Annotated in this window: 21 protein-coding genes and 1 tRNA gene; 14 read left to right on the plus strand and 8 right to left on the minus strand. The window is 63.7% G+C overall.

Annotation, left to right across the window (positions count from 1 at the left end):
* Positions 1-10: 10 nt before the first annotated feature.
* Both Q0D44_RS13670 and Q0D44_RS13675 read right to left on the minus strand, forming a co-directional pair.
* Positions 11-910, minus strand: a complete 900-nt coding sequence (locus Q0D44_RS13670; protein WP_294137123.1) for a DMT family transporter — start codon at positions 908-910, stop codon at positions 11-13.
* Positions 903-1,922, minus strand: a complete 1,020-nt coding sequence (locus Q0D44_RS13675; protein ID WP_294137124.1) for a beta-eliminating lyase-related protein — start codon at positions 1,920-1,922, stop codon at positions 903-905. Before Q0D44_RS13675 ends, Q0D44_RS13670 begins: the two co-directional genes overlap by 8 nt.
* Positions 1,923-2,060: 138 nt before the next feature.
* Here Q0D44_RS13675 and Q0D44_RS13680 point away from each other — a divergent pair, with 138 nt between their 5' ends.
* The gene (locus tag Q0D44_RS13680) at positions 2,061-3,152 is read left to right on the plus strand and encodes a branched-chain amino acid aminotransferase (protein ID WP_294137125.1); all 1,092 of its coding nucleotides are present in this window, start codon (positions 2,061-2,063) and stop codon (positions 3,150-3,152) included.
* A gap of 191 nt (positions 3,153-3,343) precedes the next feature.
* Positions 3,344-4,552, plus strand: a complete 1,209-nt coding sequence (locus tag Q0D44_RS13685; protein WP_294137126.1) for an FAD-dependent monooxygenase — start codon at positions 3,344-3,346, stop codon at positions 4,550-4,552.
* A 76-nt stretch (positions 4,553-4,628) separates the two neighbouring features.
* Here Q0D44_RS13685 and Q0D44_RS13690 read toward each other — a convergent pair whose 3' ends face one another.
* Positions 4,629-5,141 carry a cytochrome b gene (locus Q0D44_RS13690; RefSeq protein WP_294137127.1) on the minus strand — a complete coding sequence of 171 codons (513 nt, stop codon included), beginning with the start codon at positions 5,139-5,141 and terminating at the stop codon, positions 4,629-4,631.
* A gap of 25 nt (positions 5,142-5,166) precedes the next feature.
* Positions 5,167-7,110 carry an acetate--CoA ligase gene (gene acs, locus Q0D44_RS13695; protein ID WP_294137128.1) on the minus strand — a complete coding sequence of 648 codons (1,944 nt, stop codon included), beginning with the start codon at positions 7,108-7,110 and terminating at the stop codon, positions 5,167-5,169.
* 185 nt (positions 7,111-7,295) lie between these two features.
* Between acs and Q0D44_RS13700 the strand changes: the two genes are divergently transcribed.
* On the plus strand, positions 7,296-7,967 hold the full coding sequence (locus Q0D44_RS13700) for a glutathione S-transferase family protein (protein ID WP_294137129.1): 672 nt from the start codon (positions 7,296-7,298) through the stop codon (positions 7,965-7,967).
* A 24-nt stretch (positions 7,968-7,991) separates the two neighbouring features.
* Here Q0D44_RS13700 and Q0D44_RS13705 read toward each other — a convergent pair whose 3' ends face one another.
* Positions 7,992-9,149 (minus strand): GGDEF domain-containing protein, encoded by a 1,158-nt coding sequence (locus Q0D44_RS13705; RefSeq protein ID WP_294137130.1) that lies wholly within the window; start codon positions 9,147-9,149, stop codon positions 7,992-7,994.
* A 94-nt stretch (positions 9,150-9,243) separates the two neighbouring features.
* Positions 9,244-10,122 (minus strand): LysR substrate-binding domain-containing protein, encoded by an 879-nt coding sequence (locus tag Q0D44_RS13710; RefSeq protein ID WP_294137131.1) that lies wholly within the window; start codon positions 10,120-10,122, stop codon positions 9,244-9,246.
* 335 nt (positions 10,123-10,457) lie between these two features.
* Here Q0D44_RS13710 and Q0D44_RS13715 point away from each other — a divergent pair, with 335 nt between their 5' ends.
* From Q0D44_RS13715 to Q0D44_RS13750, 8 genes are all read left to right on the plus strand, one after another.
* Complete coding sequence (locus tag Q0D44_RS13715) at positions 10,458-12,749, plus strand: CDC48 family AAA ATPase (RefSeq protein WP_294137132.1); 2,292 nt, start codon at positions 10,458-10,460, stop codon at positions 12,747-12,749.
* Between the two features lie 128 nt (positions 12,750-12,877).
* Complete coding sequence (locus Q0D44_RS13720; protein WP_294137133.1) at positions 12,878-13,522, plus strand: methyltransferase domain-containing protein; 645 nt, start codon at positions 12,878-12,880, stop codon at positions 13,520-13,522.
* A gap of 116 nt (positions 13,523-13,638) precedes the next feature.
* Positions 13,639-14,739, plus strand: coding sequence for a helix-turn-helix transcriptional regulator (locus Q0D44_RS13725; RefSeq protein ID WP_366009562.1), 1,101 nt, complete (start codon positions 13,639-13,641; stop codon positions 14,737-14,739).
* Positions 14,740-14,870: 131 nt separating this feature from the next.
* Positions 14,871-16,256: a porin gene (locus Q0D44_RS13730; RefSeq protein WP_294137135.1), complete on the plus strand. Its 1,386-nt coding sequence runs from the start codon at positions 14,871-14,873 to the stop codon at positions 16,254-16,256.
* A 121-nt stretch (positions 16,257-16,377) separates the two neighbouring features.
* Positions 16,378-18,396 (plus strand): TonB-dependent receptor, encoded by a 2,019-nt coding sequence (locus Q0D44_RS13735; RefSeq protein ID WP_294137136.1) that lies wholly within the window; start codon positions 16,378-16,380, stop codon positions 18,394-18,396.
* 108 nt (positions 18,397-18,504) lie between these two features.
* Positions 18,505-19,281, plus strand: coding sequence for a sterol desaturase family protein (locus Q0D44_RS13740; RefSeq protein ID WP_294137137.1), 777 nt, complete (start codon positions 18,505-18,507; stop codon positions 19,279-19,281).
* Entirely contained in the window at positions 19,278-19,760 is a 483-nt protein-coding gene (locus tag Q0D44_RS13745) for a VOC family protein (protein ID WP_294137138.1), read from the plus strand. The genes Q0D44_RS13740 and Q0D44_RS13745 overlap by 4 nt, the downstream gene beginning before the upstream one ends.
* Before the next feature lie 43 nt (positions 19,761-19,803).
* Positions 19,804-20,838 (plus strand): LacI family DNA-binding transcriptional regulator, encoded by a 1,035-nt coding sequence (locus tag Q0D44_RS13750; protein ID WP_294137139.1) that lies wholly within the window; start codon positions 19,804-19,806, stop codon positions 20,836-20,838.
* Between the two features lie 55 nt (positions 20,839-20,893).
* On the opposite strand, the gene Q0D44_RS13755 is transcribed toward Q0D44_RS13750, so the two are convergent.
* Positions 20,894-20,968: transfer RNA gene (locus Q0D44_RS13755), tRNA-Thr, on the minus strand.
* A 113-nt stretch (positions 20,969-21,081) separates the two neighbouring features.
* Between Q0D44_RS13755 and Q0D44_RS13760 the strand changes: the two genes are divergently transcribed.
* Complete coding sequence (locus tag Q0D44_RS13760; RefSeq protein WP_294137140.1) at positions 21,082-21,210, plus strand: hypothetical protein; 129 nt, start codon at positions 21,082-21,084, stop codon at positions 21,208-21,210.
* On the opposite strand, the gene Q0D44_RS13765 is transcribed toward Q0D44_RS13760, so the two are convergent.
* Positions 21,207-22,988, minus strand: a complete 1,782-nt coding sequence (locus Q0D44_RS13765) for an aminopeptidase P family protein (protein ID WP_294137141.1) — start codon at positions 22,986-22,988, stop codon at positions 21,207-21,209. The two genes, Q0D44_RS13760 and Q0D44_RS13765, sit on opposite strands and share 4 nt — an antisense overlap.
* 111 nt (positions 22,989-23,099) lie before the next feature.
* Between Q0D44_RS13765 and Q0D44_RS13770 the strand changes: the two genes are divergently transcribed.
* Together Q0D44_RS13770 and Q0D44_RS13775 are read left to right on the plus strand one after the other, a co-directional pair.
* Positions 23,100-25,163, plus strand: coding sequence for a S9 family peptidase (locus tag Q0D44_RS13770; protein WP_294137142.1), 2,064 nt, complete (start codon positions 23,100-23,102; stop codon positions 25,161-25,163).
* Positions 25,164-25,278: 115 nt separating this feature from the next.
* Positions 25,279-25,674: an acyl-CoA thioesterase gene (locus tag Q0D44_RS13775; protein WP_366009566.1), complete on the plus strand. Its 396-nt coding sequence runs from the start codon at positions 25,279-25,281 to the stop codon at positions 25,672-25,674.
* The last annotated feature ends 137 nt before the right edge of the window (positions 25,675-25,811 follow it).

The raw sequence follows: 25,811 nt of genomic DNA on the forward strand, positions 1-25,811 counted from the left end.
GCGGGGGAATTTACCCCGCCTTCGCCCGCAGTGCGATCGCCATGCCTGCGATCGCCAGCAAGGCGCCACCAGCGGCTAGCCCGGTCCAGCGATATCCCTCCACCAGCGTGGAAATGAGCATCGCGATGATCGGGATGAGGACGCTGGTGTAAGCCGCGCGGCCCGCGCCCATGCGCTGGATCAGGCGGAAATAGAGCGGGAAGGTGACGACTGATCCGGCCAGCCCCAGCCAGGCGACGCCCAGCCAATAACCCGCGCGCCATTCGACCACCGGCGGGCCGACCGTGGCGAGTGCATAGGCCGCGTCCACCGCTGCGCCGATCAGCATCGCCCAGGTCAGCACGGCTATCATCGGCAGGCGGCGGGCAATCTCCATCCCCTGCATGACATTGGCGGCAGACGCGCTCAGCAGTCCGGCGACAGCGAAGCCGACACCCATCAGCACGTCACCCGGCGCGATGCCGGCGGCGCGATATTCATGGGTCAGCATCAACGCAATGCCGGTCATCGCGATCCCCGACCCGGCGATGAAGGCGCGGCCGACGGGCTGGCGGAAGATCAGGAAGGACAGGATGGAGTTGGGGATGAGCAGCATGGCGTAGATCACGGCGACGACACCCGATGTCAGGGTGAGTTCGGCGCGATAGACGAAGTTGAAATTGAGGACGAATTGCGCCGTCCCCAGCAACGCGGCAAAGACCAGTCCCGCGCCGCCGATACGGAGAGATACACCGCGCATCCGGCAAAAGACGGCCATGACCACCCCGGCCAGCGCGAAGCGATAGCAAACCGACCAGCTGGCTGGCACGCTGCCAATCTGGTCGCGGATGACGATCCAGGTCGAACTCCAGATCAGCGTGACGAGGATGAAGGGGAAGAGGATGCCACCCTTCGCGGTGGGCTCAGCCATGGTCGAGCGCCCGCAGTGCGGCGGCGAGTGGCGCGACGCTCGCGGCGTCTTGCGACCAGTTGGTGACCAGCCGTGCGGCCCCTTCGCTCCAGTCGTAGAAATCAAAGCCTTGGGCGCGCAGCATGGCGGCTTCGGCAGCGGTCAGGCGGATGAACAGCTCATTCGCTTCGACCCGGTGGAGCAGGCGATCCGGCACGGCTTGCGCCAATGCCTGCGCGGCGGCATTGGCGGCGCGTGCGTTGGTCAGCCACAGGTCATCCTCGACCATCGCCAATATCTGCGCGGCGAGATAACGGCCCTTGGAGAAAAGATGCCCCGACCGTTTGCGCCAGCGGGCAGCCTCAGCGGCGCGGGCGTCTGCTTGGTGTCCGAAGAACAGCAAGGCTTCGCCGATCATTCCGCCATTTTTGACGCAGCCAAAGCTGAGCGCATCGACTCCGGCGCGCCACGTCAGCTCCGCGGGCGCGCAGCCCAGATGCGCCACCGCATTGGCGAAGCGTGCGCCGTCCATGTGGAAGCCTAGGCCATGGGTGCGGGCGATGGCACCCAGCGCGGCGACCTCATCGGGGGCATAGACGCGGCCATATTCGGTGGCATTGGTGATGCTGATCGCGCGGGCGGGTATTTGATGCACATCCGGGCGGATCGTAGCCAGCCGCGCGCTGACCGCGTCGGGGGTCAGCTTCGCGCCATCCCCCGGCAGCGTCATCAGACTGGCGCCATGGGTGAAGAAGCCGGGCGCGCCGCATTCGTCGACGACGATATGCGCTGCTTCATGGCAGATCACCCCGCCATAGGGCGGGCAGAGCGTCGCCAGCGCGATGCTGTTGGCCGCCGTGCCGGTCGCGATCCACAGCGCCCGGACTTGCGTGTCGAACAGGGCGGAGAAAGCCCCGTCCAGCCTGGCGCTCCACCGGTCGCCATCATAGCCATGGTCGGCGCTGTCGGCGGCTGCCATCGCCGCCATCACCTGCGGGCAAACCGGGGTCGCATTGTCGGAAAAAAAGTGCATGGCCGAGCGATAGCGGGGTGGCGAGAAAGCGCCAAGAGGCCAGCATGGGCGCAATGGCCTGATGGGTCAGCATAGTTGACGTTGTTTCATGCGCCTATTTGTGACATAGGCACGCCGTCCAACCCAAGGAGACAGACTATGGACGTCGAGCAGACATCGCGCTTTACCGTCACCCCAAGCCCCAGGGCTGTGTCGGTGGACGAGCGTGCCGTATTGCTGGCGGACCCCGGTTTCGGGCGGATTTTTACCGATCATATGGTGACGATCCGCTACACCGAAGGGCAGGGCTGGCACAGCCATGCGGTCGGCCCGCGTGAGCCGTTCCAGATCGACCCGGCCTGCGCGGTGCTGCATTATGCGCAGGAAATCTTTGAAGGGATGAAGGCCTATCGGCTGGAAGATGGCAGCATCGCCATGTTCCGCCCGGAGGAAAATGCCCGTCGTTTTGCCGAATCGGCCGAGCGCATGGCGATGCCCGCACTGCCGCAGGACATATTTTTGGAGGCGGTCGAGGCGCTGGTGCAGATCGATGCCGAATGGATTCCGGGCGGGGAAGGCAGCCTCTATCTGCGCCCCTTCCTGTTCGCGAGCGAGAATTTCCTGGGTGTGCGCCCTTCCAACGAATATATTTTCTGCGTCATCGCCTCGCCTGCCGGTGCCTATTTCAAGGGTGGCAAGAAGGCCGTGACCCTGTGGGTGTCGGAACATTTCACCCGCGCGGCGCGGGGCGGCACCGGCGCTGCCAAATGCGGCGGCAATTATGCCGCGTCGCTGATCGCGCAGAAGGAAGCGATCGGCCATGGCTGCGATCAGGTCGTGTTTCTGGACGCGGCGGAAAATAAGTGGGTTGAGGAACTGGGCGGCATGAACGTCTTTTTCGTCATGGACGACGGGTCGATCGTCACCCCACCGCTGGGCGGCACCATCCTGCCCGGCATCACCCGCGATTCGATCATCACCCTGGCGCGCGCCAAGGGGCATGACGTGCGCGAAGAGCCTTACAGCTTCGCCCAGTGGCGCGCCGATGCGGCCAGCGGCAAGCTGCGCGAGGCGTTCGCCTGCGGCACCGCGGCGGTCGTCACCGCGATCGGCACGGTCAAGAGCGTGGATGGCGACTTCACCATCGGCAATGGCGATGGCGGCATCGTCACCGAAACGCTGCGGGCGGAACTGACCGGTATTCAGCGTGGGACGGTGGCGGATCCGGCGGGCTGGGTGCGGATGCTGTAACCGGCGGATGATTCCAAACCCCGTTCGGGCTGAGCTTGTCGAAGCCCTGTCGTTTTTTCTTGAAAGGAAGGACGGCCCTTCGACAGGCTCAGGGCGAACGGAGTTTTTGTATGGTGCTGCACCCTGTCCTTTCGGGCGTAGGGCGCGCGCACCCGCTTCCCAACCGGCTCCCAAGCGCCTAGATAACCCGAATGGAACGCTTCGACGTCGTGATATTGGGTGGTGGTCTTGTCGGCCTGACCCTTGGCATCGCCCTTTCCGGCCATGGCGTGCGCTGCGCCGTGATCGACCCCGCCGATCCGGTGGATACCACTGCCACCGGCTTTGACGGCCGCGTGTCGGCGATCAGTTCGACCAGCTTCGCGATGCTCTCGGCGATCGGGGTCGCGCCCTATCTGGAAGGGAAAGGCTGCCCGATCGATCGCATCTGGGTCAGCGACGGGCTGGAGCCGGGAGCGCTCGATTTCGTGCCGGACGCCGACGATGGCGTGATGGGGACGATGATCCCCAATCGCGACCTGCGTATCGCGCTGGCACAGGCGGCGGCGGGGGCGAGCCATCTCACCCGCTTCCAGCCCGACCGCGCGATCCATGTCGATCGCAATGCCGATGGCGTGACGCTGACGCTGGCGAGCGGGGCGACGATCCGGGGCGCGCTGCTGATCGCGGCGGAGGGGCGCAACAGCCCAACGCGCGAGGCGGCGGGCATCCGCACCACGCGCTGGCAATATAAGCATACCGCCATGGTCAGCGCGATCGACCATGAAGTGCCGCACGCCAATACGGCCTATGAGATTTTCTATGTTGGCGGCCCGTTCGCGCTGCTGCCGATGCTGCCCGGCACACGATCGGCGATAGTATGGACGGTGCCAACGGAACAGGCACCCGCAATGCTCAAATTGTCCGAGCGCGCCTGGCTGGCCGAAGCGCAGAAGCGGATCGGTGGTTTCCTTGGCGAGATTAGTCTGGCCGGGCCGCGATCCTCCTACCCCTTGGGCTTTCACCATGCCGCGCGGATCACCGACACGCGGCTGGCGCTGGTCGGCGACAGCGCTCATGCGATCCACCCGATTGCAGGGCAGGGCTTGAACCTGGGCTTCCGCGATGTCGCCGCTCTGGTCGAGGTGTTGGTCGAGGGCAAGCGGCTAGGCCTTGATCCGGGTGATGCGCAATTACTGGCGCGCTTCCAGCGCTGGCGCAGTCTGGATTCGCTGTCGGTCAGCGTGGCGATGGACGGGCTGGTGCGGCTGTTCGATGTGCCGGGGCGGTTGCCCGCGTTGGCGCGGCGCGCGGGGCTGGCTGCGGTGCAGCGGACCTCGCTGCTGAAAGGTCGTTTCATGGCCGAGGCGCGCGGGCAGTCAGGCGCGCTGCCACGGTTGCTGACGGGCGAGATGGTTTAGTTACGGTTAGGATATAGCCTCTCCCGCAAGTGGTAGGGAAACCAAAGCCGAACTGTCAGCTTATGATCAAAAGCCGTTACAACATCCGCCGCAGCACATTGTCCTTCAGCACGATATGATGGCGCAGCGCAGCAGCGATGTGGACGATGATCAGCGCGGCCCAGGCGAAGCCCATGATCTCATGCCCCTCGCCGGACAGGCCGACGAGGATATCGCCCTTGGTCACTGCGAATTTGGGCACGTCGAACAGGAAGAACCAGTTGAGCGGTCGCGTGCCGGCTGATGTCATGATCCAGCCGGTCAGTGGCACCAGGATCATGAAGGCATAAAAGATGAAATGGGTGGCGTGCGCCGCCGCTTTCTCCCAACCGGGCATGGAGGCGGGGAGCGGCGGGGGGCGGTAGCCGATGCGCCAGGCCAGCCGCACCAGCGTCAGCGCCAGCACGGTCAGGCCCAGCGACTTATGGACCGGCATCACCGCCCAGTCCTTGGGCAGCGCGTCATGGGCGATGCCAAGGGCCAGATTGACGATGATCAGGACCGCCATGATCCAGTGCAGGGCGCGGGCGACAGAGGTATAGCGGTCCATGACAGCTCCTTTGGATTGGCTGCGCCTAACCCTGCCGGTTCGCGACCAGATTGTCGACTACGGACGGATCGGCCAGCGTACTGGTATCCCCTAGCGCCTGCGCCGACACTTCGCCCTCCGCAATTTTACGGAGGATACGACGCATGATCTTGCCTGACCGGGTCTTGGGCAGGCCCGGCGCGAACTGGATCACGTCCGGCGTGGCGATCGGGCCGATTTCGGTGCGGACCCATTTGACCAGCGTCTTGCGCAACTCGTCACTTGGCTCTTCATGCGCGTTGAGCGTCACATAAGCGTAGATGCCCTGGCCCTTGATGTCGTGGGGGAAGCCGACGACGGCGGCTTCGGCGACGCTTTCATGCAATACCAGCGCGCTTTCCACCTCCGCCGTGCCCATGCGGTGGCCCGACACGTTGATGACGTCATCAACGCGCCCGGTGATCCAGTAATAGCCGTCCGCATCGCGCCGCGCGCCGTCGCCAGTGGTATATTTGCCGGGGAAGGTGGTGAAATAGGTCTGGAAGAAGCGATCATGATCGCCCCAGACGGTGCGCATCTGGCCCGGCCAGCTTTGCGCGATGACCAGGTTACCCTCGGTCGCGCCTTCCAGCACCTGGCCCTCCGCATCGACGATCTGCGGCACCACGCCGGGCATCGGCAGGGTGGCGGAGCCAGGCTTGAGGTCGGTCGCGCCCGGTGTCGGCGCGATCATCGCCGCGCCGGTTTCGGTCTGCCACCAGGTGTCGATGATCGGGCAGCGCCCTTCGCCCACGACGCTGTGATACCAGCGCCAGGCTTCCGGGTTGATCGGCTCACCGACGGTGCCGAGCAGGCGGAGCGATTTGCGGCTGGTCGAATGGACGAATTCGTCGCCCTCCTTCATCAGTGCGCGCAGCGCCGTGGGGGCGGTGAAGATGGTCTGGACCTGATGCCGGTCGACCACTTCCCAGATGCGGGCGGGCGTCGGGTAATTGGGGACACCTTCATACATCAACGTCGTCGCGCCGTTCGCCAGCGGGCCATAGACGATATAGCTGTGGCCGGTGACCCAGCCAATGTCGGCGGCGCACCAGTAGATGTCGCCGGGCCGATAGTCGAAACAGAGTTCGTGGGTCAGCGACGCCCAGAGCAGATAGCCGCCGGTCGTGTGCAGCACGCCCTTGGGCTTGCCGGTCGATCCCGACGTGTAGAGAATGAACAGCGGGTCCTCCGCATTCATCGGTTCGGGCGGGCAGTCGGGAGACGCTTTGGCCGCTTCCTCGTGCAGCCACAGGTCGCGACCCGGTGCCATGGTCACCGCGCCGCCGGTCGCCTGCACGACGATCACCGTCTTGACGCTGGGGCAATCCTTCAGCGCTGCATCGACATTGGCCTTGAGCGGCACCGCCTTGCCCGCGCGACGGCCTTCGTCGGCGGTCACCACAAGCGTGGAATCGCAATCGATGATACGCCCGGCCAACGCTTCGGGGGAAAAGCCGCCGAACACGACGCTGTGGACCGCGCCGATCCGGGCGCAGGCGAGCAGGGCGAAGGCAGACTCTGGGATCATCGGCAGATAGAGGGTGATGCGGTCGCCTTTGCGCGCGCCTGCAGCTTTCAGCACATTGGCAAAGCGACACACTTGCTCATGGACCTGCGCGTAGCTGTAGCGGCGCGGCTGCGCGTCGGGCGAATCGGGTTCCCAGATGATCGCGGTCTGGTCTGCGCGTGTCGTCAGATGGCGGTCGATACAGTTGGCGCTGACGTTCAGCACGCCGTCGGCGAACCATTTGACGCCGAAATCGGCTTCGGCAAAGCTGCTTTCATTCGCGCGGGTGGGGGGCGTGATCCAGTCGAGACGCTGCGCCCGTTCCAGCCAATAGGCGTCGGCATCGTCGATCGAGCGGGCATAGTCGGCGGCGCGGGCCGCCTTGTCCATCAGCGCATTTTTGGCCCAATCCTCCGGCACCGGGAAAAAATCGTCAGACATCGGGCATCCTTTCCGTAACGAAACCGTTGTTTGGCTGGCCTTCTATCGTCCAGACGCCGAGACCGGAAGCGCTGTTCATGCTGTTTATCATCATCCTTTTGGTCGATATGACCGAAGCTCTTGATTGACCGTTCCGCATTTTGTCGCTTTCCCCCGCGCGCAGGCACGCCTAACAGGAATCGCCTATGTGGCTTCTCTATCAATTTCCGCTTTGCCCCTTCTCCCGCAAGGTCCGCCTTCTGCTGGGGGAGAAGGGCGTCGGCTATGACCTGGTGCGCGAATCGCCCTGGTTGATGCGCGACGAATTTCTCGATCTGAACCCGGCTGGCACCACGCCGGTGATGGTGGAAGAGGGCAAGGGCATCACCCTGATCGACAGCCAGGCGATCTGCGAATATTTCGAGGAGACGGTGGAGAAATTCCCGCTCATCTCCGGCACGGCGGCCGGCCGGGCGGAAGTGCGGCGGCTGACCGCCTTTTTCGACCAGAATTTCTATGGCGATGTGGTCGGCCCGCTGCTGCACGAGCGGATGAAGAAACGCCTGACCGAGCGCGCCCCGCCCGACGCCCGCATCCTGCGCGAGGCGATGAAGCGGGCAAATGTGCATATGGATTATATGGACTATCTGCTCGACCATCGCAGCTGGATGGCGGGCGGCACGCTGAGCCTCGCCGATATTGCCGCGGCAGCGCATCTGTCAGTGGCGGATTATCTGGGTGGCATCGACTGGCAGGGGCATGAGCCGGTACGGCGCTGGTATGCGGGGTTCAAATCACGCCCGTCCTTCCGCCCGCTCCTGTCGGAACGGATGGAGGTGATCACCCCGCCGCCCCATTATGAGAAGCCGGATTTTTAAGGGACGCTAAAGCGCGTCTCCCTTTCAATCCGTCTCCGCCGCCAGATAGACCCGGTTGCGGCCATGTTCCTTGGCCAGGTAGAGGGCGCGGTCTGCGGCCTTGAGGGCGCTGCGAGGGTCGTCATAGGCCAGCACATTGGCGACGCCGGCGGAAAAGCTGACCCGTTCCATCCGTTCGCCATTGGAGCGGTTGACCAGGCTACGGGTGGCCAAGTCCTCACGCACCGCATCTACGGCTTCGCACGCTTCAGCGGCGGTCTTGCCCCGGAACAGCATGACAAATTCCTCGCCGCCATGGCGGGCGACGTGACAATGGTCGTCGGACGCCTTGGCGAGCAGCCCGGCGACGAATTTCAGCACCCGGTCGCCCGTGTCATGGCCATGGGTATCGTTGACATGCTTGAAATGGTCGATGTCGCAAAAGGCGACTGACAGCGTCTCGCCATTATCCTGCGCCAGCTTCACTTCCTCCCGCAGCACGCCTTCAAAAGCGCGACGGTTGGGCAGGCCGGTCAGATGGTCATGTTCGGCAGCGCGGCGGGCATTTTCCAGGCTGGATTTGAGCGCCTGCGTCTGCTTCTGATTGTCGCGCAACTGAGTTTCGACCAGCCGGGTCTTTTCGACCATCGAGCGGGTTAGGCCCACCAGACGCGCCAGCACGGGTTCGGCATCGCTGCCCTCGGCCAGGCCCTTGGCCTGTTCCTGCAAAGCGGCGCCATAATCCTTCGCCGAATTGCGCGATTCGTGCATCAGGCCGGTAAACTGGGTCAGGTTTTCCTCGACCTTGTCCAGCATCGTGGCCAGCGAATCGGGCGTGACTTCATCGGCCCGTTGATCGGCGGCGACTGATTCGATCCAGCCGTTGGTGATCTTGCCGCGCTCCATCAGCACGGCCTTGATCGCCTTTTCCACGCCGATATTCGCGCCGGTCAGATAGTCGAGCGCGACGCTGAAATTGATGGGCGTCAGGTCCAGATCATGGGCGAACAGAAAGTCGCCAATCTCGCCATAGAGTTGGCGGCGGCGGTTCACTTCGCGGCTGGATGCGGAGCCGGGACGGGGTCGCTGATCTTCCGCAGTCGCCTCCTCATCAGGCTTGCCCGACAGGCCTTTCGCCCATCGTGCCAGTCGGTCGGTCAGCCCATGTTGCGGGCTAGCGGAAGGTGAAATGGCCCCAGTCATGTTGGCTATAACGGCGGTCGCGAAACAAGGTTAAGAGCCAAGACAGAGAAAAATCTGTGAGGGCCGGTGCGGCACGAATGGGCAAAGCCCATTCTCAAATATCAGCTGTTACCAGCCAGTCGCGGAAGATGCGCACGGCGCGGGTCTGGAGCGCGCGGGGGCGGCAGACGAAATAATAGCGATAGGGGCTTTCGACCCGGATCGGGAACAGGCGGACCAGCCTGCTATCGGCTGCTTCCTTGAAATGGCTGGCGTGCATGAAGGCGACGCCCAACCCCTGGGCTGCGGCTTCCAGCATCAACTGGCCCGAATCATAATTATCGATCGCCAGCGGCTGCAGTTCGGGCAGGCTGACCGCTTCCTTCCACGCATCGAACGCCAGCGGCATGTCGCGGTGGAGCAGCACTGTATGCCGTGCCAGTTCCTCCGGCGACGTCAGCGCATTGGGCGTTTCGAGCAGGGATCGGGCGCCGATGACATAGATTTCGTCATGGTCCAGCTCATGCGCGTAGAGCGCTGCATCAATATCCTTGGCCAGCACGATCGCTGCGTCCAACCCTTCGCCCAGCCGCGCGACAGCATAGGGCGTCGTTTCGATGTCGATGTGCAATTGCGGGTGCAGCGTGCGCAGCGCGCCCAGATGGGGGAAGAGCCGCTGCGTTGCGAACAGCGGCATGACCGCCAGCCGCAGGCGCAGCTGGTTGCCGCCGCTCTGGATATTTTCCAGCGCTTGGGCGAGGGAATCGAGGGCCGGGGCGATATCGTCGAGCAGTCTTTGCCCCTCGGCATTGATTTCCAGCGCCTGATGCTTGCGGTCGAACAGGGGGCGACCGATGAAGCGTTCGAGCGCCTGAACGCGCCGGCTGAGCGCTGGAGTCGAAAGCGCGAGTTCCTCTGCCGCCGCCTTGACCGAGCCAAGGCGGGCTACCTGAACAAAGGCCTCCAGGGCCGTAAGTGGCGGCAGTCTGCGCATCTCTATTCACTAATCCGAAGCCGGTGCGCTGCGTCGCATCATGTCTTTTTGTCGATCGCAGAGCCAGCCGGTCCCAAGCATCCTGACCGCACTGAGCAGGAAAATCTCCAAAATGGCAAGATGCATTTTCTGCAACTCCTCTTTTCTTTTCGCACTTGCAATAAAGTCTGCCGCGCTGCACATAGGGGGTGCCTTTCAGGCATCCTCTCCTAAAACTTTCCGGGCTGGCCTTTGGGTCGGCCCTTTTTTTGTGCCATTCGTTTCGGACCTGCCCCCTTTTTCTGGCTCTGGCGTTTCCTATCTCGTTACGGAAGCGACAAGGACAGGATAGCATCATGGCGCAAGAGGACAGCACGGGACGGCGGATTCAGGTCGCCAATGCGCGGCCGGAAGATGCCGGACGCGGGCTGGCGCGGCTGCCCCTGGCGGTCATGGCGGAGTTGAACCTGGCCGAAGGCGATGTGGTCGAGATCATCGGCAAGCGATCGACCGCCGCGCGGGTGGTGCGACCCTATAAGGAAGATGAAGGACTTGACGTGCTGCGCCTCGACGGGTTGCAGCGCGCCAATGCCGGGGTCGGCTCCGGCGACTTCGTGCATATCGACAAATTGGAATCGCGCGCTGCGCAGCGAGTTGTGTTCGCACCTGCACAAAATAATCTGCGGCTTCAGGGCCATCCCGAAGCCTTGAAGCGCGTATTCTTTCAGCGACCGCTGACGGCTGGTGATGTGGTTGCAACCGCGGGTCAGCAACAGGTGCCGCCCGGCGACATGCCGCCCCAGCTGCGCCAGATGCTGGCCGCGCCGGCCTATGCCTTGCAGGAAATCCGGCTGGTGGTCGTGTCGACCATCCCCAAAGGGATCGTCCATATCGACGCCGAGACCGAGGTCGAGCTGCGCCCCGAATATGAGGAACCCAAGGAGGCGCGTCGCGCGGACGTGACCTATGACGATGTCGGTGGCATGGCCGACACGATCGACCAGTTGCGCGAAATGGTCGAGCTGCCTTTGCGCTACCCCGAACTGTTCCAGCGGCTCGGCGTCGATCCGCCGCGCGGGGTGATGCTGCATGGTCCGCCAGGGACGGGCAAGACCCGACTGGCGCGCGCCGTCGCCAATGAATCAGAGGCCGAATTCTTCCTGATCAACGGCCCGGAAATTGTCGGGTCGGCCTATGGCGAATCCGAAAAGCAGCTGCGCGAGATTTTCGAGGCAGCGGCCAAGGCTGCGCCGTCGATCCTGTTCATCGACGAGATCGATTCGATCGCACCCAAGCGGGGACAGGTGACCGGCGAGACGGAAAAGCGGCTGGTCGCGCAATTGCTGACCCTGATGGACGGGCTGGAGCCGCGCACCAATCTGGTGGTGATCGCGGCAACCAACCGCCCCGAAGCGATTGACGAGGCGCTGCGACGTCCCGGCCGCTTCGACCGCGAGATTGTGGTCGGCGTTCCCGACGAGCGCGGGCGGCGCGAGATATTGGGTATCCATACGCGCGGAATGCCGCTGGGCGACACGGTCGACCTGTCGGAACTGGCGCGCATGACATACGGCTTTGTCGGGGCGGATCTGGCCGCGCTGACCCGCGAGGCGGCGATCGAGACGGTGCGCCGTTTCATGCCGCGCCTCAATCTGGAGGACGGGACGATTCCGCCGGACGTACTGGAGGAATTGTCGGTTACGCGCGACGATTTCATGGCGGCGATCAAGCGGGTCCAACCCTCGGCGATGCGCGAAGTGATGGTGCAGGCGCCCAATATCGGCTGGTCCGACATTGGCGGGCTGGACGAGGCGCAGATGCGGTTGAAGGAAGGGGTCGAGCTGCCGCTGAAAGACCCCGACGCCTTCCGCCGCATCGGCATCCGCCCGGCCAAGGGCTTCCTGCTCTATGGCCCGCCCGGCACCGGCAAGACCTTGCTGGCCAAGGCGGTGGCGCGGGAGGCGCAGGCCAATTTCATCGCGACCAAATCGAGCGATCTGCTATCCAAATGGTATGGCGAGAGCGAGCAGCAGATTGCCCGGCTGTTCGCCCGCGCACGGCAGGTGGCGCCGACCGTCATCTTCATCGACGAACTCGACAGCCTGGTCCCCGCGCGCGGCAATGGCATGGGCGAACCGCAAGTGACCGAGCGGGTGGTCAACACCATATTGGCCGAGATGGACGGGCTGGAGGAGTTGCAGTCGGTCGTCGTCATCGGCGCGACCAACCGGCCCACTTTGGTCGATCCGGCGCTGCTGCGGCCGGGGCGGTTCGATGAGCTGATCTATGTGCCGGTCCCCGATCAGGCGGGGCGTCAGCGCATCCTGTCGATCCATACGGGCAAGATGCCGCTGGCCGACGAAGTCGATCTGGCATCGCTGGCGGAGCGGACCGAGCGCTTCACTGGCGCGGATCTAGAGGACCTCGCAAGGCGGGCGGGCCTGTTCGCACTGCGCCAGTCGCTGTCGGTCGACAAGGTGACGATGGCGCATTTCGAGGCAGCGCTGGAGGAAACGCGCGCGTCGGTCACACCGGAAATGGAGCATGAATATGAAAAGATCCAGGCGACGCTGAAGCAGAAGGCGATGCAGGTCGATCCGATCGGCTTCGTCGCGCCGGGTATGTTGCGCGGGCGGGAGCGGGATTAACGAAACGCGCAGGCGGCAAAGGAAACCATCTGCCGCCTATGCGTTCCTTGTCATGCACATGCAAAGCAGCTTGCCAGTCGCGCCGATATTTGCGACGCCCGACCACGACCATAGACAGACGGATAGTGATGGCCTCCATACCCTTGAAAAAGAAAAACATATCGGGCGGCAAGGCAGGAGCGGGCCGGTTCTTCCAGCAATGGGGCATGTTTTTCCGCCAGTTTGTCAAACATCCCGGCATGATCGGATCGGTCATCCCCTCGTCCGCCGCGCTGGTGAACCGGATGCTGGATCAGGTCGATTGGCACAATACACGGCTGTTCGTCGAATATGGACCGGGGGTGGGTACTTTCACCCAGGCGATCCTCGACCGGCTGCATCCCGACGCCACCCTGCTGGCGATCGACCTGAACCTGGATTTCGTCGCCTATCTGGAGGCGCAGTTCGACGATCCACGGCTCAAGGTCGTGCATGGATCGGCAGCTGATGTACGCCGTTTCATTCGGGAAGCGGGGCAGCCCCAAGCCGACTATATATTGTCCGGTATCCCCTTTTCGACGCTGCCAGATGGCGTGGGCGCGGCGATCTGCGCCGAGACACGCGCTGCATTGCGGCCGGGCGGGGCGTTTCTGGTCTATCAATATTCGCGCTATGTCCGCCGCCTGCTGGACCCGGTGTTCGGGCGGGTCAGCGATGAACTGGAATGGCGTAATATTCCCCCCTGCCGGATGTTCTGTGCCGTGCGGGAAGAGGCGCTGGCGCAGGCGGCCTGATTTGGATTAATCCAGATCAATATCGTCAAGAATTATAAGATATTATTCTCGCCGTTTATTTGACTTCACTGGCATATTGCGCAACGGATACCCACGGGACTGTGGGGGTTTTGGGGATGGCGTCATACGCCACGGATGGGGATAAATGGGCGGACTTGTTTCTGTCCGCCGCGCTTGATCCGCAAAATTGGGACGGGGCGATCAGGGCCATGGCCAATGCTACGGGCTCGCGTCATGGGCAATTGATCGGCTTTGGTCCCGGTGCCAGCGGCTTCAACTGGATCAGCGACATTGATGACAGCATCATCGCCAAGACCGCCGAAATCGACCAGTCCCGGCCCGACCTGAACTTCCGTGTCGCCGCCGACGGGCTGGCGGATAATCCCCCAATCGTCCACGAAGCCCATTATGACGTCGCCCGCCAGTCGCTGCGGTCCGACGACTATCTCGACCTGTGCGCCGATTTCGACATTTTCGACGGCTGCCAGACCCGCCTTCTGGCCGGACGGGAAGGGATGATCGGGCTGGCGCTGCTGCGCGACAGCAAGGACGGGCGCACGACGCAGGAACAGCGTGACCTGTTCGGCGAGATTGCGGGCCACGCCCGCACCGCCGTGCGGCTCCAGCGCGCGATCGAGCAGCAGGGATTTTCCCTGCTGTCGGGCACGTTCGAGGCGATGGACCGGGCCTGCTGGCTGCTCGATGCGACGGGCCGGGTCGGGGGCATGACCCCGCGCGCCGAAGCGCTGCTGGCGACCAGCCGTATCAGGGTGAGCGACGGCTGGCTGGCAAGCGAACGGGCGGACGAAAGCCGCGCCATCACCCGCGCCGTCCGCACCGTGATCGACCCGCCCAGCCGCGCGGCTGACCCGGTCGCGCTGGGCGACGACGCCGGGGGCGTTGGAATCATGCTTGAAATTTATCCACTGCCGAGCCGCCCCTGGTCCCTGCCCTTCGCGCCGCGCGCCATCGTGATCGCACGGGTCGGTGCGCCAAGCGATCGTCATGTCCAGCTGCTGATGCGGACATTCAGCCTGACCCCGGCCGAAGCGGACATCGCTATCCGATTGGCGGCGGGCCAGTCCCGCGCCGACATTGCGGCCGCACGATCCGTGTCAGCGGAGACATTGAAGGTGCAACTGCGCAGCATCTACGACAAGACCGGGTGCCGCCGGGAATCGCAACTGGTGCGGATCGTCGGTCTGATCAGCCACTGATCGCGACCGTAGGCGACGCGCTCGTCCTGTCCGAAGGGATGAGAACCTAAGTCCAATTTCCCCGTCCATCCGCGCCCGCCACTCTCCTGCTTCAGCCGGGGGGAAACCGGCGTCACGAACGGGAGGATGATATGAAAAGGACGTTGCGCCTGATGAGCGCGGCGGGCGCGCTGCTGCTCGCCGCCACCGCTGCACCGGCCATGGCCGGTACCACTGCCGATCTGCTCAAGCGCCTGCATGAAAAGGGCATCCTGACCGATGAGGAATATCAGGATCTGGTGAAGGGCCAGAGCGCCGAGGCCGCACAGGCACCGCCGGTTACCCCTGATGCGTCGGGTGGCAAGCCGCTTGTCCGCATGGCCGACAGCGGCGTGGGGCTGCAAATGGGCGACGTCACGCTCAAATTCTCCGGTTCGGTCAATGGCTTCTACGTCCATGACAATGGCGAGGCACCCAGCGCCACCAACACCGTCGTGGGCGGCGTGGCGACGGTTGGCGGCAATAGTTCGGCGGTCCGCAACGGGCTGCTGCCTGGCTTCCTGAAGGTGGAGGCGATGACGACACAGGCAGGCTGGGATGTCGGCGCGCATTTCGGCATGTATCCGGGCATCAACTCGGTCAATTATGCAGCGGCGGGCGGGGCCAACGGCCCCGGCAATCCCCGTGCGCTCCAGACCGCCGGGATCGATTTTCGCCAGACTTATCTGACCTTTGGCCGGGCCGGCTTTGGCGAGGTAAAGATTGGTCGCGACATCGGCCTGTTCGGGTCAGAAGCGATCCTCAATGACATCACCCTGCTGTCATCGGGCACGCCTGCGGGCAATGTCGCGCCATCCAACACAACATTGGGGCGCATCGGCACCGGCTACATCTACACCGATTTCCAGCCGCAGATCACTTATACGACGCCCAGTTTCAATGGCTTCACCGCCAGCATCGGCATTTTCGAGCCGCTTTCTTCCCTGACGGGGCCAGCTGAATCGAACAAGCAGCCCGGCTTCCAGGCCAAATTCGTCTATGATGGCAAGCTGGGCGATGTCGCGACGCGGCTGTGGCTGTCGGGGATCAGCCAGAAGCATAATGTGATCGCCGGGCCGGACTATACCGGCTGGGGCTGGGACGCGGGTGCGAAGGTCACGTTCGGGCCGATCACGGTGGTTGGCACCTATTATGATGCGTCGGGCCTGGGCACGACGGCGCTCAACCTGTTCGACACAGATGGCCTTGGCAATCGCCGCGACAGCCATGGCTTCTATCTTCAGGGTCTTGCGACATTCGGCAAAATCTCGGTCGGGGCCAGCTATGGCGAAAGCCATCTCGATTATGCCAATGCCGCCGATGCGCTCGCCAATCCGCTGCTGGTGGACAAGAATGGCAGTTGGGTCGGGCAACTGCGCTATGGCCTGAACAGCTGGGTCACGCTGTTGGGCGAATATGTCCACACGACGTCGAAAGCGCATAATGACAACAAGGCCAGTTCAGACGCGCTGGCCGCTGGGGCGATCCTGTTCTTCTGATCGGCTGATCGACCCAAGGAACAATGTCACGGGGCGGGGGCTGCATCCTAAACAGGGATGCGGCCCCTTTCCGTTTGCAAAGACGATGGAAAATAAAGAGAGGGGCGTCGAGGGGATCGCCATGAAAATTATCGTCCTGCCCGCCTTGCTCTTGTCCATTACCACGGCCGCGCTGGCTCAGGCGCCGGACGATGCGGGCGACACGCCGTCCATCATCGTCACCGGCACCGGCCTGTCGCTGCCGCCCGGCACCCCGGCCTATGGATCGGTCGTGATCGAGCGCGCCCGGTTGCAGGACAGCGCGTCGGGGCGGATCGAAAGCGTGCTGGGCGATGTTGCGGGGTTCCAGCAGTTTCGCCGCTCCGACAGCCGATCCGCCAACCCTTCAGCGCAAGGGGCGACCCTGCGCGCGCTGGGCGGCAACGCGTCGAGCCGGACGCTGGTGCTGCTCGACGGCGTGCCGATGGCCGATCCCTTTTTCGGCTATATTCCGTTCAGCGCGCTGGTGCCTGACCGGCTGTCGGTCGTCCGGGTGACGCGCGGCGGCGGCATTGGTGCGTTTGGTGCGGGGGCGGTGGCTGGCACCATCGAACTGGCCAGCGCCACGCGCGACCAGTTGCCGAGCTTCGCTGCGAGCGGCTTTTACGGCAGTCGCAATTCGACCGAATTGTCCGCCAGCCTGACCCCGGACCTTGGCAGCGGCTATGTGTCACTGTCGGGCCGATGGGACCGGGGCGACGGGTTCCAGACAACGCCCAAGAGCCAGCGCGTCGGCGCGACCGTGCCTGCCGCCTATGACGGCTGGTCCACCAATTTGCGTGCGGTCGCACCCATTTCCACCACCGCCGAACTGCAATTTCGCGCGACCCTGTTTCAGGATAACCGCACGCTGCGATTTGCAGGCGCGGACAGTATGAGCCAGGGGCAGGACGCCAGCATACGCTATATCAATCGCGGACGCTGGCAGGTCGATGCGCTGGCCTATATCCAGGCGCGCAACTTCTCCAACATCGTCATGTCGGCCTCGACCTTCCGCAAGTCGCTCGACCAGCGCAACACGCCTTCCACCGGGCTTGGCGGCAAGATCGAACTGCGCCCGCCGGTTGGCGGCAACCATCTGCTGCGCATCGGCGTCGATACCCGCTTTGCCACCGGCGATATGTTCGAGGACGCCTTTAACGCCAATATCACGAGCAACCCGGCGACCTTCCGCCGCCATGCCGGGGGCGAAGAGCTGACCAGCGGCGTCTTTGTCGAGGATGACTGGACGATCGGTAATCTGGTCCTGACCGGCGGAGTGCGAACCGATCGCTGGTCGATCCGCAACGGTTTCTATCGGCAGGTGAGCGCCACCACCGGGGCGGCGACCAATAGCGCCTTTGCCGACCGGTCCGACTGGGAAGTGTCGGGCCGGGTCGGCGCGCTCTACCGGGCGAGCGAGGCCATTGCCGTGCGCGGCGCGGCCTATAGCGGCTTCCGCCTGCCGACGCTGAATGAACTCTATCGGCCTTTCGTGGTCTTTCCGATCACGACCCAAGCCAATGATGCGCTGACCCCCGAAAAGCTGAAGGGCGCAGAGGGGGGCATCGACCTGACCCCGGCACCGGGTGTCACCCTGTCCGCCACCGCTTTCTACAACCGGCTGGACGATGCCATCGCCAATGTGACAAATCCTTTGGTCGCCAACACGCGCAAGCGGCAGAATGTCGATCGCATCGTCGCCAAGGGGATCGAACTGACCGCAGCGGCAGCGCTGGGCGACCTGCGCCTGTCGGCCTCCTACGCCTATAGTCACAGCCGCGTCCACGCCCCTGGCGCTGCTTTCAACGGCCTGACCCCGGCACAAAGCCCGCGTCATGCCGCCAGCGCGACGATCGCCTACAGCCCGGCGCAGGGACCGACCCTGTCCACCACGTTGCGCTATGTCGCCAAACAATATGAGGATGACCTGCAAAGCGACGTCCTGCCCGACGCGCTGACCGTCGACGCGATTGCGCGGCTGCCGGTCGGCCCTGGCGTGACATTGGTGGCGCGGGGCGAAAATCTGTTCGACAAGGCGATCGTCGCCCGCAATGCGGGCGGGTCGATGGACCTGGGCACCCCGCGCACGCTGTGGATCGGCATCAGCTTCGCGAACTGAAGGCGCAGCGGGAAATTGCCGTTTTTGTCAGGACAGACAAATTTCTCAGCCTGACAGGTGATAGCGCCCGTCCCGCGCTATCAATGGCGCGGGACGGGAAGGCGTGTCATGTTTGCGTGGTTACTCAATGGCGATCATCTGCTGTCGATCTGGCTGGGGCTGTTCGTCGCCAGCGGCATCGCGGCAGGGGTGGTCAGCGGCTATTTCAAGGCGCGCAAGATCCAGCCCAAGGGTTTCAAATGGACGATCTTCCGCAACGAAGCGCTGTTTGCGGTCATCAATCTCGCCATTACCGGTTTTTTGCTCGGCACGCTCCGCCATGCGCTGGAGGCGGCGGGTGCGATCAGCTTTGCCGCGGGGCCAGCGCTTTGGTGGCGCGTGGGGCTGGAATATGCCCTCTATTTCTTCCTGTTCGACACCTATTTCTACTGGCTGCACCGCTGGATGCACAAGGAACCAGTCTATAGCTGGGTCCATAAGCTGCATCACCGCTCAACGTCGCCCAACTTGCTGAGCACCCTGTCGGTCAGTCCGCTGGAATCGCTGATCAATGGCGGCTTCGTGCCGCTGTTCCTGGCGGCTTTTACCGTTCATGACGCCACCGTTGCGCTGATCGTGCCGACCAACATCATCATGGGTCTCTATGTCCATTCGGGCTATGAGTTTCTGCCGCGCTGGTGGAAACGCAGTTGGGCGACAAAATGGTTCATATCGACCACCTTCCACGACCAGCACCATCGCTATTTCACCGGCAATTTCGGCGGCTACACCACGATCTGGGACCGGCTGTGCGGCACGATGCGCCCCAAGTTCGAGGCGGATTTCGACAAGATCAAGGAAAGGTCGCGCCGTGCGCCGACTCAGGCGGCCAGCGAAAGCGCGTGAGGACTATCCTTCCTGCCGCCGCGCTGCTTCTGCTGTCGACGCCAGCCGCGGGGCTTAGCCAGCCGCTCGTGCAGGCCAGCTTGCTCGCGCCTGGTTTGCGTGTCACCGATCTTGAGCGATCGATCGCTTTCTATCGCATCGCGCTCGGGCTGGTGCCGTGCCGGACGCTGCACCACGGCGCGCTGACCGAAGTCATGCTGTGCGCCGATAGTGCGAGCGGCCGTCTAACCCTGATCCTGTTGCGCGATGAAACGCCGGGCAAATCACCGCCGGTCACATTGGGCGATGGTTTGGCCAAGATTGTCCTGCGCGTGCCTGATGTCGCGGCCGTAGCCGCGCGCTTGACGGCGGCGGGCTATGCCGTTGAGGCAATACATCAGTCGGGCCGAGGACCGGCCGTGTTGATGCTGACCGACCCGGACGGCTATCGCCACGAACTGGTCGGCACTTCCCCGCCGGCCCCCGCCACGCCAGGCTGACGCCTGACCTTGCCTGCTTGGGCAGACCGGCTATGGCTGTTGCATGATGAAGCAGGGGAATTGGGCGGTCGGGGCCGATGTCACGATTGCGGATGTGGCTGCACGGGCGCATGTGTCGATTCGCACCGTATCCCGCGTCATCAACGGATCGCCCAAGGTCAATGCGGAGACGCGCGCGACGATCCTGAGCGCGATCGAAGCGTTGGGTTTCCGGCCCAGCGCGCGGGCGCGGGGGCTGGCGACCGGGCGGTCCTATCTGATTGGCATGATCCATAATGACAGGAATGTGCTGGTGCTGGGCGAGGTGCAGCGCGGCCTGGCCACCGAAGCGACGGCGCAGGGCTATGAGGTCATCGCCCATGCGACCCCGACCGGCGACGACGGGTCGATCGAGGATGTGCTGGATTTCGTCCGGCGGTCCCGTGTCGATGGCGTCGTCATCCTGGCCCCGGTATCGGGCGTGCCGGGGCTGGCCGACGCCCTTCAGGATGTCGGCATCCCGGCTGTGGCGCTCTCGTCCGTCAGTCTTGCCGGATTCGACGCCATGCTGGTGTCCGACGAGCGCGGTGCGGCCGCGCGGGTGGCGGAGCATATCGTCGCGCTGGGCCACAGGCGCGTCGCCCATGTGTCAGGCCCGCCGGCCATGCTGTCGGCGCAGGAGCGGCGCGCGGGCTTCCTGTCCGCTTTGACCGCTGCGGGCGGAACGCTGGTGGGCGAGGCGGCTGGCGATTACAGCTTTGAATCGGGCGTGACGGCGGCGGAACGGCTGCTATCGGCCGATCCGATGCCGACCGCCATCTTTGCGGCCAATGACATCATGGCCGCCGGTGTCATCAAGGTCGCCGCGTCGCGCGGCCTGCTTGTTCCCCGCGACCTGACCGTCATAGGGTTTGATGGTAGCCTGTTGGCCAGGATGATCGTTCCGGCGCTGACGACGGTGCAGCGCCCGATGGGGGAGATGGCGCAGATGGCCGCACGCTGCCTGTTCGACATCATCGCCAAACGGCCCACCGATACGCTGATGCAGGTCGATCTGCCGCTGCTGATCGCGGAATCGAGCGCGCCTCCGGACGCTTGACGGCGTGCATGGCCCCGCCGGGCGGGTACATTCGCGAATATATCGGGGAGAGAAATGGTGCTGCCGGTGAGGATTGAACTCACGACCTCAGCCTTACCAAGGATGCGCTCTACCACTGAGCTACGGCAGCACTATTTCATGTCCACGGGCCTGTTCGGCCTGCGGAGCCGGGCCTATGGCTGCGCGCGCCGCCCTTGTCAAGGCGGGTTGCAGCCGATGCCACATTTTGCTTAAGGCCATGCCATGACTAGCGAACAGGATGATCGCAAGGCGCGGCTGGCGCAGGCGCTGCGCAACAATCTGCGTCGCCGCAAGGCGCAGGCGCGCGAAGTCGTGCTGCCCGCGCCCGCGCCAGACAATCCCAAGGATTAAAGCGGCGCGCAGGCGCTTTCCAGCCACGCCTTTGCGTCGCCATCCAGCTGCGGTCCCACGACCGACAGCACCTTGGCATGATAGGCGTCGACCCATGCCCGCTCGTCGGCGCTCAGCAGGTCGAGCGCGATCAGATGACGGTCGATCGGCGCGAACGTCAGCGTTTCAAAGCCCAGCATCGGCTTTTCCGCGCCCGGCACGGCGCGTTCCTCCACCAGCACCAGATTTTCGATGCGGATGCCATATTCGCCGGTCTTGTAATAGCCCGGCTCGTTGGACAGGATCATGCCCGCCTGCAACGGCTCGTCGCCGCCGCCGAAGGTCGCGATCCGCTGCGGTCCTTCATGCACCGACAGGAAGCTGCCGACGCCATGGCCGGTGCCATGGGCGTAATCCAACCCCTGCGCCCAGAGGAACTGCCGCGCTAATATGTCCAACTGGCCGCCGCGCGTCCCCACGGGGAACACCGCACGCGCCAGTGCGATATGGCCCTTCAGCACCAGCGTGAAGCGCTCCTGCATCTCGCGGGTCGGCGTGCCGATCGCCAGCGTGCGGGTCACGTCGGTGGTGCCGTCGCGATACTGGCCGCCCGAATCAACCAAATAGAGAGTGCCACTCTCGATCGGGCGGTTGGTCTTTTCCTCGACCCGGTAATGCACCACTGCGCCGTTCGGTCCGGCGCCGCTGATCGTGTCGAAGGACAGATCCTCCAGCAGGCCGGTCTCCTTGCGGAACGCTTCCAGCCGGTCGGCGGCGGTCATTTCGGTCTGGCCGCCCTTGGGCGCTTCGACCGATACCCAATGCAGAAAGCGGCTCAATGCCGCGCCGTCGCGCGCCTGCGCCGATTTATGCCCGTCAATCTCGACCGGATTCTTGATCGCCTTTGGCAGGATCGCGGGGTCGCGCAGCGGCAGCACGGTCGCCCCGCCATTGTCGAGCGCCTCGAAAATCGCCGCCACCGCCCGTTCGGGATCGGCCACCACGCTCTTGCCCGCAAACCCGGCCAACGCACCGGCAAAAGCAGCGCGATCATGCACGCGCACAGCGTTACCCAGATGCTTGGCGACCGCTTCGTCCATCTTTTCGGGCGCGACATACAGATCAGCGGTCGCATCGGCATGGACGATGGCATAGGCCAACGCCACCGGCGTCCGGTCCACATCCTTACCGCGAATATTGAAGGTCCAGGCGATCGAATCCAGAGCGGACAGCACCGCCGCGTCGGCTTTTTTCTCGACCAGCCAGTCGGCCATCGCCTGCCGCTTTTCCGCCGCGCTCTGCCCGGCAAAGCGGTCGTCATGGATGACCAGCCGGGCGTCGCTGGGGGCAGGGCGGTCGGGCCACACAAGGTCGATGGGGTTGGTGTCCACTGCCACCAGCGTCGCGCCTTTGTCCGCCAGCGCGGCGCTGGCCTGCTCTACCCAGGAACGGGTGTGGAGCCAGGGATCATAGCCGATCCGCCCGCTCGCCGGGGCATGGGCTTTCAGCCAGGCCGCGATGGAGGTTTGCGGCACGCTTTCATATTGCCACAATGCGCCATCGACCTGCTCGCGCACCTGCAAGGTATAGCGGCCATCGACAAAGATCGCCGCCTGTTCCGGCAGCACCACGGCGCTGCCCGCAGACCCCTGAAATCCGGTCAGCCAGCCCAGCCGCTGGGCATAGGCGCCGACATATTCGCTCATATGTTCGTCGGTCAAAGGCACGACGAAACCGTCCAGCCGGTCGCGCACCAATTGTGCGCGCAGGGCGTTGAGACGGTCTTGATAGGTGGACATTCATACTTCCTTGCGTATCGGCCCCCTTGCGCAGGCCATAATGGCAACAACATAAGCAGGCTGTGGCACATATGCCAGCGCCCGCCTTGCTCCCTTGCAGATGGATCATGAATGACCGTAAACACCACGCCGCCCGTTGCCCCGCCTAGGCCGCACAGCATCACCCATCATGGCATCACCGTCAGCGATGATTATGCCTGGCTGCGCGATCCGGGCTACCCGGACGTCAAGGACGCGGATGTGCTGGACTATCTGGCGCAGGAAAATGCTTGGTTCGAGGCCGCCATGGCCCCGCACAAGGGGCTGACCGACGCGCTGTTTGCCGAGATGAAGGGACGCATCAAAGAGGATGACAGCTCCGTTCCGCAAAAGGATGGCGACTATATCTATTGGCGCGCGTTCGAGACTGGGGCGCAATATCGCAAATGGTATCGCAAGCCCGTGGTGGGCGGCCCGGATCAGCTGATCCTGGATGAACCGGCGCTGGCGGAGGGCCATGATTATTTCCGGCTGGGCGCGATGTCGGTCAGCCCCGATGGCCGCTACCTCGCCTATGCGATCGACAATGACGGGTCGGAACGGTTCGAGGCGCGGATCAAGGATCTGTTCACCGGCGAGATTTTGCCGGAATCGATCCCCGATACGCTGTCATCTTTGGTGTGGACGTCCGACAGCAGGGGGCTGCTCTATGGCCTGGCCAATGAAAATTGGCGCACCGACAATGCCCGGCTGCACTGGCTGGGGCAGAGCGTCGAGTCCGACGTCGAGTTGTTCCATGAGGATGATGAGGGGTTCCGCGTCTCGATCGGCCTCACCTCATCGGAAAAATGGATCGTCATCGCGACCGGCGATCATGTGACGACCGAAGCCTGGCTGATCCCCGCCGACAATCCCACCGCGCCGCCTTTGTTGGTGGCTGCGCGGCAGGCGGGGCGCGAATATGACGTCGATGAGCATGACGGCACGCTCTATATCAAGACCAACGACACCCATCCCAATTTCCGGCTGGTGACAGCGACGTTGGACGCGCCCGACCAGTGGAGGCAAGTGATCGCGCCTGATGCCCATTTCTACCTGACCGACTTCACACTGTTCAAGCGCTTCTATGTCACCGAAGGGCGGCTGGATGGTCTCGACCAGATCGAGTTGCGCGATTATGCGACCCATACGCCAAAGCGCCTGCCTTTTCCGGAGGCCAGCTATTCCGCGTCGCTGGACGATAATCCCGAATATGATGTGACGGTCCTGCGCATCGGCTATGAATCGATGGTCACGCCCGACACTATCTTCGACTATCATATCGCCGAAGAACGGTTCGAGCTGCTCAAGGTGCAGGAGATACCGTCAGGCTATGACGCGACCCGCTACGCCACCGAGCGGCTGATGATCCCGGCGCGCGATGGCACGCAGATTCCGGTATCGATCGTCTATCCCGCCGACCTGCCGCGCGACGGCAGCGCGCCGCTGCACCTCTATGGCTATGGCGCCTATGGCATGGCGATGGAGCCGGGCTTTTCGACCGGGCGGCTGTCGCTGCTGGATCGCGGTTTCGCCTTCGCCATCGCCCATATTCGGGGCGGTGATGACCTTGGCCAGCAATGGTATCTCGACGGCAAGCTGGACAAACGCAACAACACCTTCACTGACTTTGTCGATGTGGCCAGGGGGCTGATCGACCTGGGCTATACGCGCAAGGGGCGGATCAGCATTTCGGGCGGCTCCGCTGGGGGCGAGCTGATGGGGGCGGTGATCAACTCTGATCCCGACCTGTGGGGCGCGGTGGTGGCGCATGTGCCGTTCGTCGATGTGCTGAACACCATGCTGGACGAGACGCTGCCGCTGACGCCGGGCGAATGGCCCGAATGGGGCAACCCGATCGAGGACAAGGCCGCGTTCGAGACGATCCTGGCCTATGATCCCTATGCCAATGTGAAGGAGCAGGATTATCCGCCGCTGATGGTGACGGCGGGGCTGAAAGACCCGCGCGTCACCTATTGGGAGCCAGCCAAATGGGTCGCCAAGCTGCGCGCGACCAAGACCGACGACAATGTCCTGCTGCTCAAGACCAATATGGGCGCGGGCCATGGCGGCAAGTCGGGCAGGTTCGAGAGCCTGCACGAAAGCGCGGAGGAATTTGCCTTCATCCTGTGGCAGATGGGGATGGCTGGGGCGTGAGATTTTTCCAAATCCGTTCGGTTCGAGCAGCTTCGAGCGAAGTCGAGAAGCGCCCGTCGAGAACAAGGGTGTTGAGAATTGTTATCGACAAGCTCAGCCCGAACGGAGGATAGATATGGCTTCGTCCTACACCACGCACATCACCGCCCGAGCCGCCGACATCGACATACTCGGCCACGTCAACAACGCGGTCTGGGTCCAGTGGATGGAGCAGGTTGCGACCGAACATTGGACCCATGATGCCGACCCGGCGCATGTGGATGCCTATGTCTGGGTCGTGACCCGCCACGAAATCGACTATCGCGGCAATGTGGCGGAGGGCGAGACGGTGACGGCGCGCACCTGGATACCCGACGGCCCGCGCGGCGCGCGCTTTGACCGGCTGATCGAGTTTACCGGACCCGACGGCAAGGTGAAGGTCACGGCCAGATCGACTTGGGCGATCGTGGACAAAGGCACGGGCCGGATCTTGCGCGTGCCGCCGGAGGTGGCGGCGAACTTTGCGGATTGAGTTCGGGGGACCACCTACCTCCGTTCGTTTCGAGCGAAGTCGAGCATCTGTCTTGTTGGTCAAGCATGGATTGGGGACCAAGTTCGATTTTCGGCAACGAGGCGATTGGCGAGGACGACGATTTTTCTAGCGACGGC

Origin of the sequence: Sphingobium sp. (assembly GCA_023266575.1) — a bacterium.
GTDB lineage: Bacteria > Pseudomonadota > Alphaproteobacteria > Sphingomonadales > Sphingomonadaceae > Sphingobium.

Coding starts and splice junctions, on each gene's coding strand:
- Q0D44_RS13670 (WP_294137123.1), bottom strand. CDS start 910: ATGGCTGAGCCCACCGCGAAGGGTGGCATCCTCTTCCCCTTCATCCTC.
- Q0D44_RS13675 (WP_294137124.1), bottom strand. CDS start 1,922: ATGCACTTTTTTTCCGACAATGCGACCCCGGTTTGCCCGCAGGTGATG.
- Q0D44_RS13680 (WP_294137125.1), top strand. CDS start 2,061: ATGGACGTCGAGCAGACATCGCGCTTTACCGTCACCCCAAGCCCCAGG.
- Q0D44_RS13685 (WP_294137126.1), top strand. CDS start 3,344: ATGGAACGCTTCGACGTCGTGATATTGGGTGGTGGTCTTGTCGGCCTG.
- Q0D44_RS13690 (WP_294137127.1), bottom strand. CDS start 5,141: ATGGACCGCTATACCTCTGTCGCCCGCGCCCTGCACTGGATCATGGCG.
- acs (WP_294137128.1), bottom strand. CDS start 7,110: ATGTCTGACGATTTTTTCCCGGTGCCGGAGGATTGGGCCAAAAATGCG.
- Q0D44_RS13700 (WP_294137129.1), top strand. CDS start 7,296: ATGTGGCTTCTCTATCAATTTCCGCTTTGCCCCTTCTCCCGCAAGGTC.
- Q0D44_RS13705 (WP_294137130.1), bottom strand. CDS start 9,149: ATGACTGGGGCCATTTCACCTTCCGCTAGCCCGCAACATGGGCTGACC.
- Q0D44_RS13710 (WP_294137131.1), bottom strand. CDS start 10,122: ATGCGCAGACTGCCGCCACTTACGGCCCTGGAGGCCTTTGTTCAGGTA.
- Q0D44_RS13715 (WP_294137132.1), top strand. CDS start 10,458: ATGGCGCAAGAGGACAGCACGGGACGGCGGATTCAGGTCGCCAATGCG.
- Q0D44_RS13720 (WP_294137133.1), top strand. CDS start 12,878: ATGGCCTCCATACCCTTGAAAAAGAAAAACATATCGGGCGGCAAGGCA.
- Q0D44_RS13725 (WP_366009562.1), top strand. CDS start 13,639: ATGGCGTCATACGCCACGGATGGGGATAAATGGGCGGACTTGTTTCTG.
- Q0D44_RS13730 (WP_294137135.1), top strand. CDS start 14,871: ATGAAAAGGACGTTGCGCCTGATGAGCGCGGCGGGCGCGCTGCTGCTC.
- Q0D44_RS13735 (WP_294137136.1), top strand. CDS start 16,378: ATGAAAATTATCGTCCTGCCCGCCTTGCTCTTGTCCATTACCACGGCC.
- Q0D44_RS13740 (WP_294137137.1), top strand. CDS start 18,505: ATGTTTGCGTGGTTACTCAATGGCGATCATCTGCTGTCGATCTGGCTG.
- Q0D44_RS13750 (WP_294137139.1), top strand. CDS start 19,804: ATGATGAAGCAGGGGAATTGGGCGGTCGGGGCCGATGTCACGATTGCG.
- Q0D44_RS13760 (WP_294137140.1), top strand. CDS start 21,082: ATGACTAGCGAACAGGATGATCGCAAGGCGCGGCTGGCGCAGGCGCTG.
- Q0D44_RS13765 (WP_294137141.1), bottom strand. CDS start 22,988: ATGTCCACCTATCAAGACCGTCTCAACGCCCTGCGCGCACAATTGGTG.
- Q0D44_RS13770 (WP_294137142.1), top strand. CDS start 23,100: ATGACCGTAAACACCACGCCGCCCGTTGCCCCGCCTAGGCCGCACAGC.
- Q0D44_RS13775 (WP_366009566.1), top strand. CDS start 25,279: ATGGCTTCGTCCTACACCACGCACATCACCGCCCGAGCCGCCGACATC.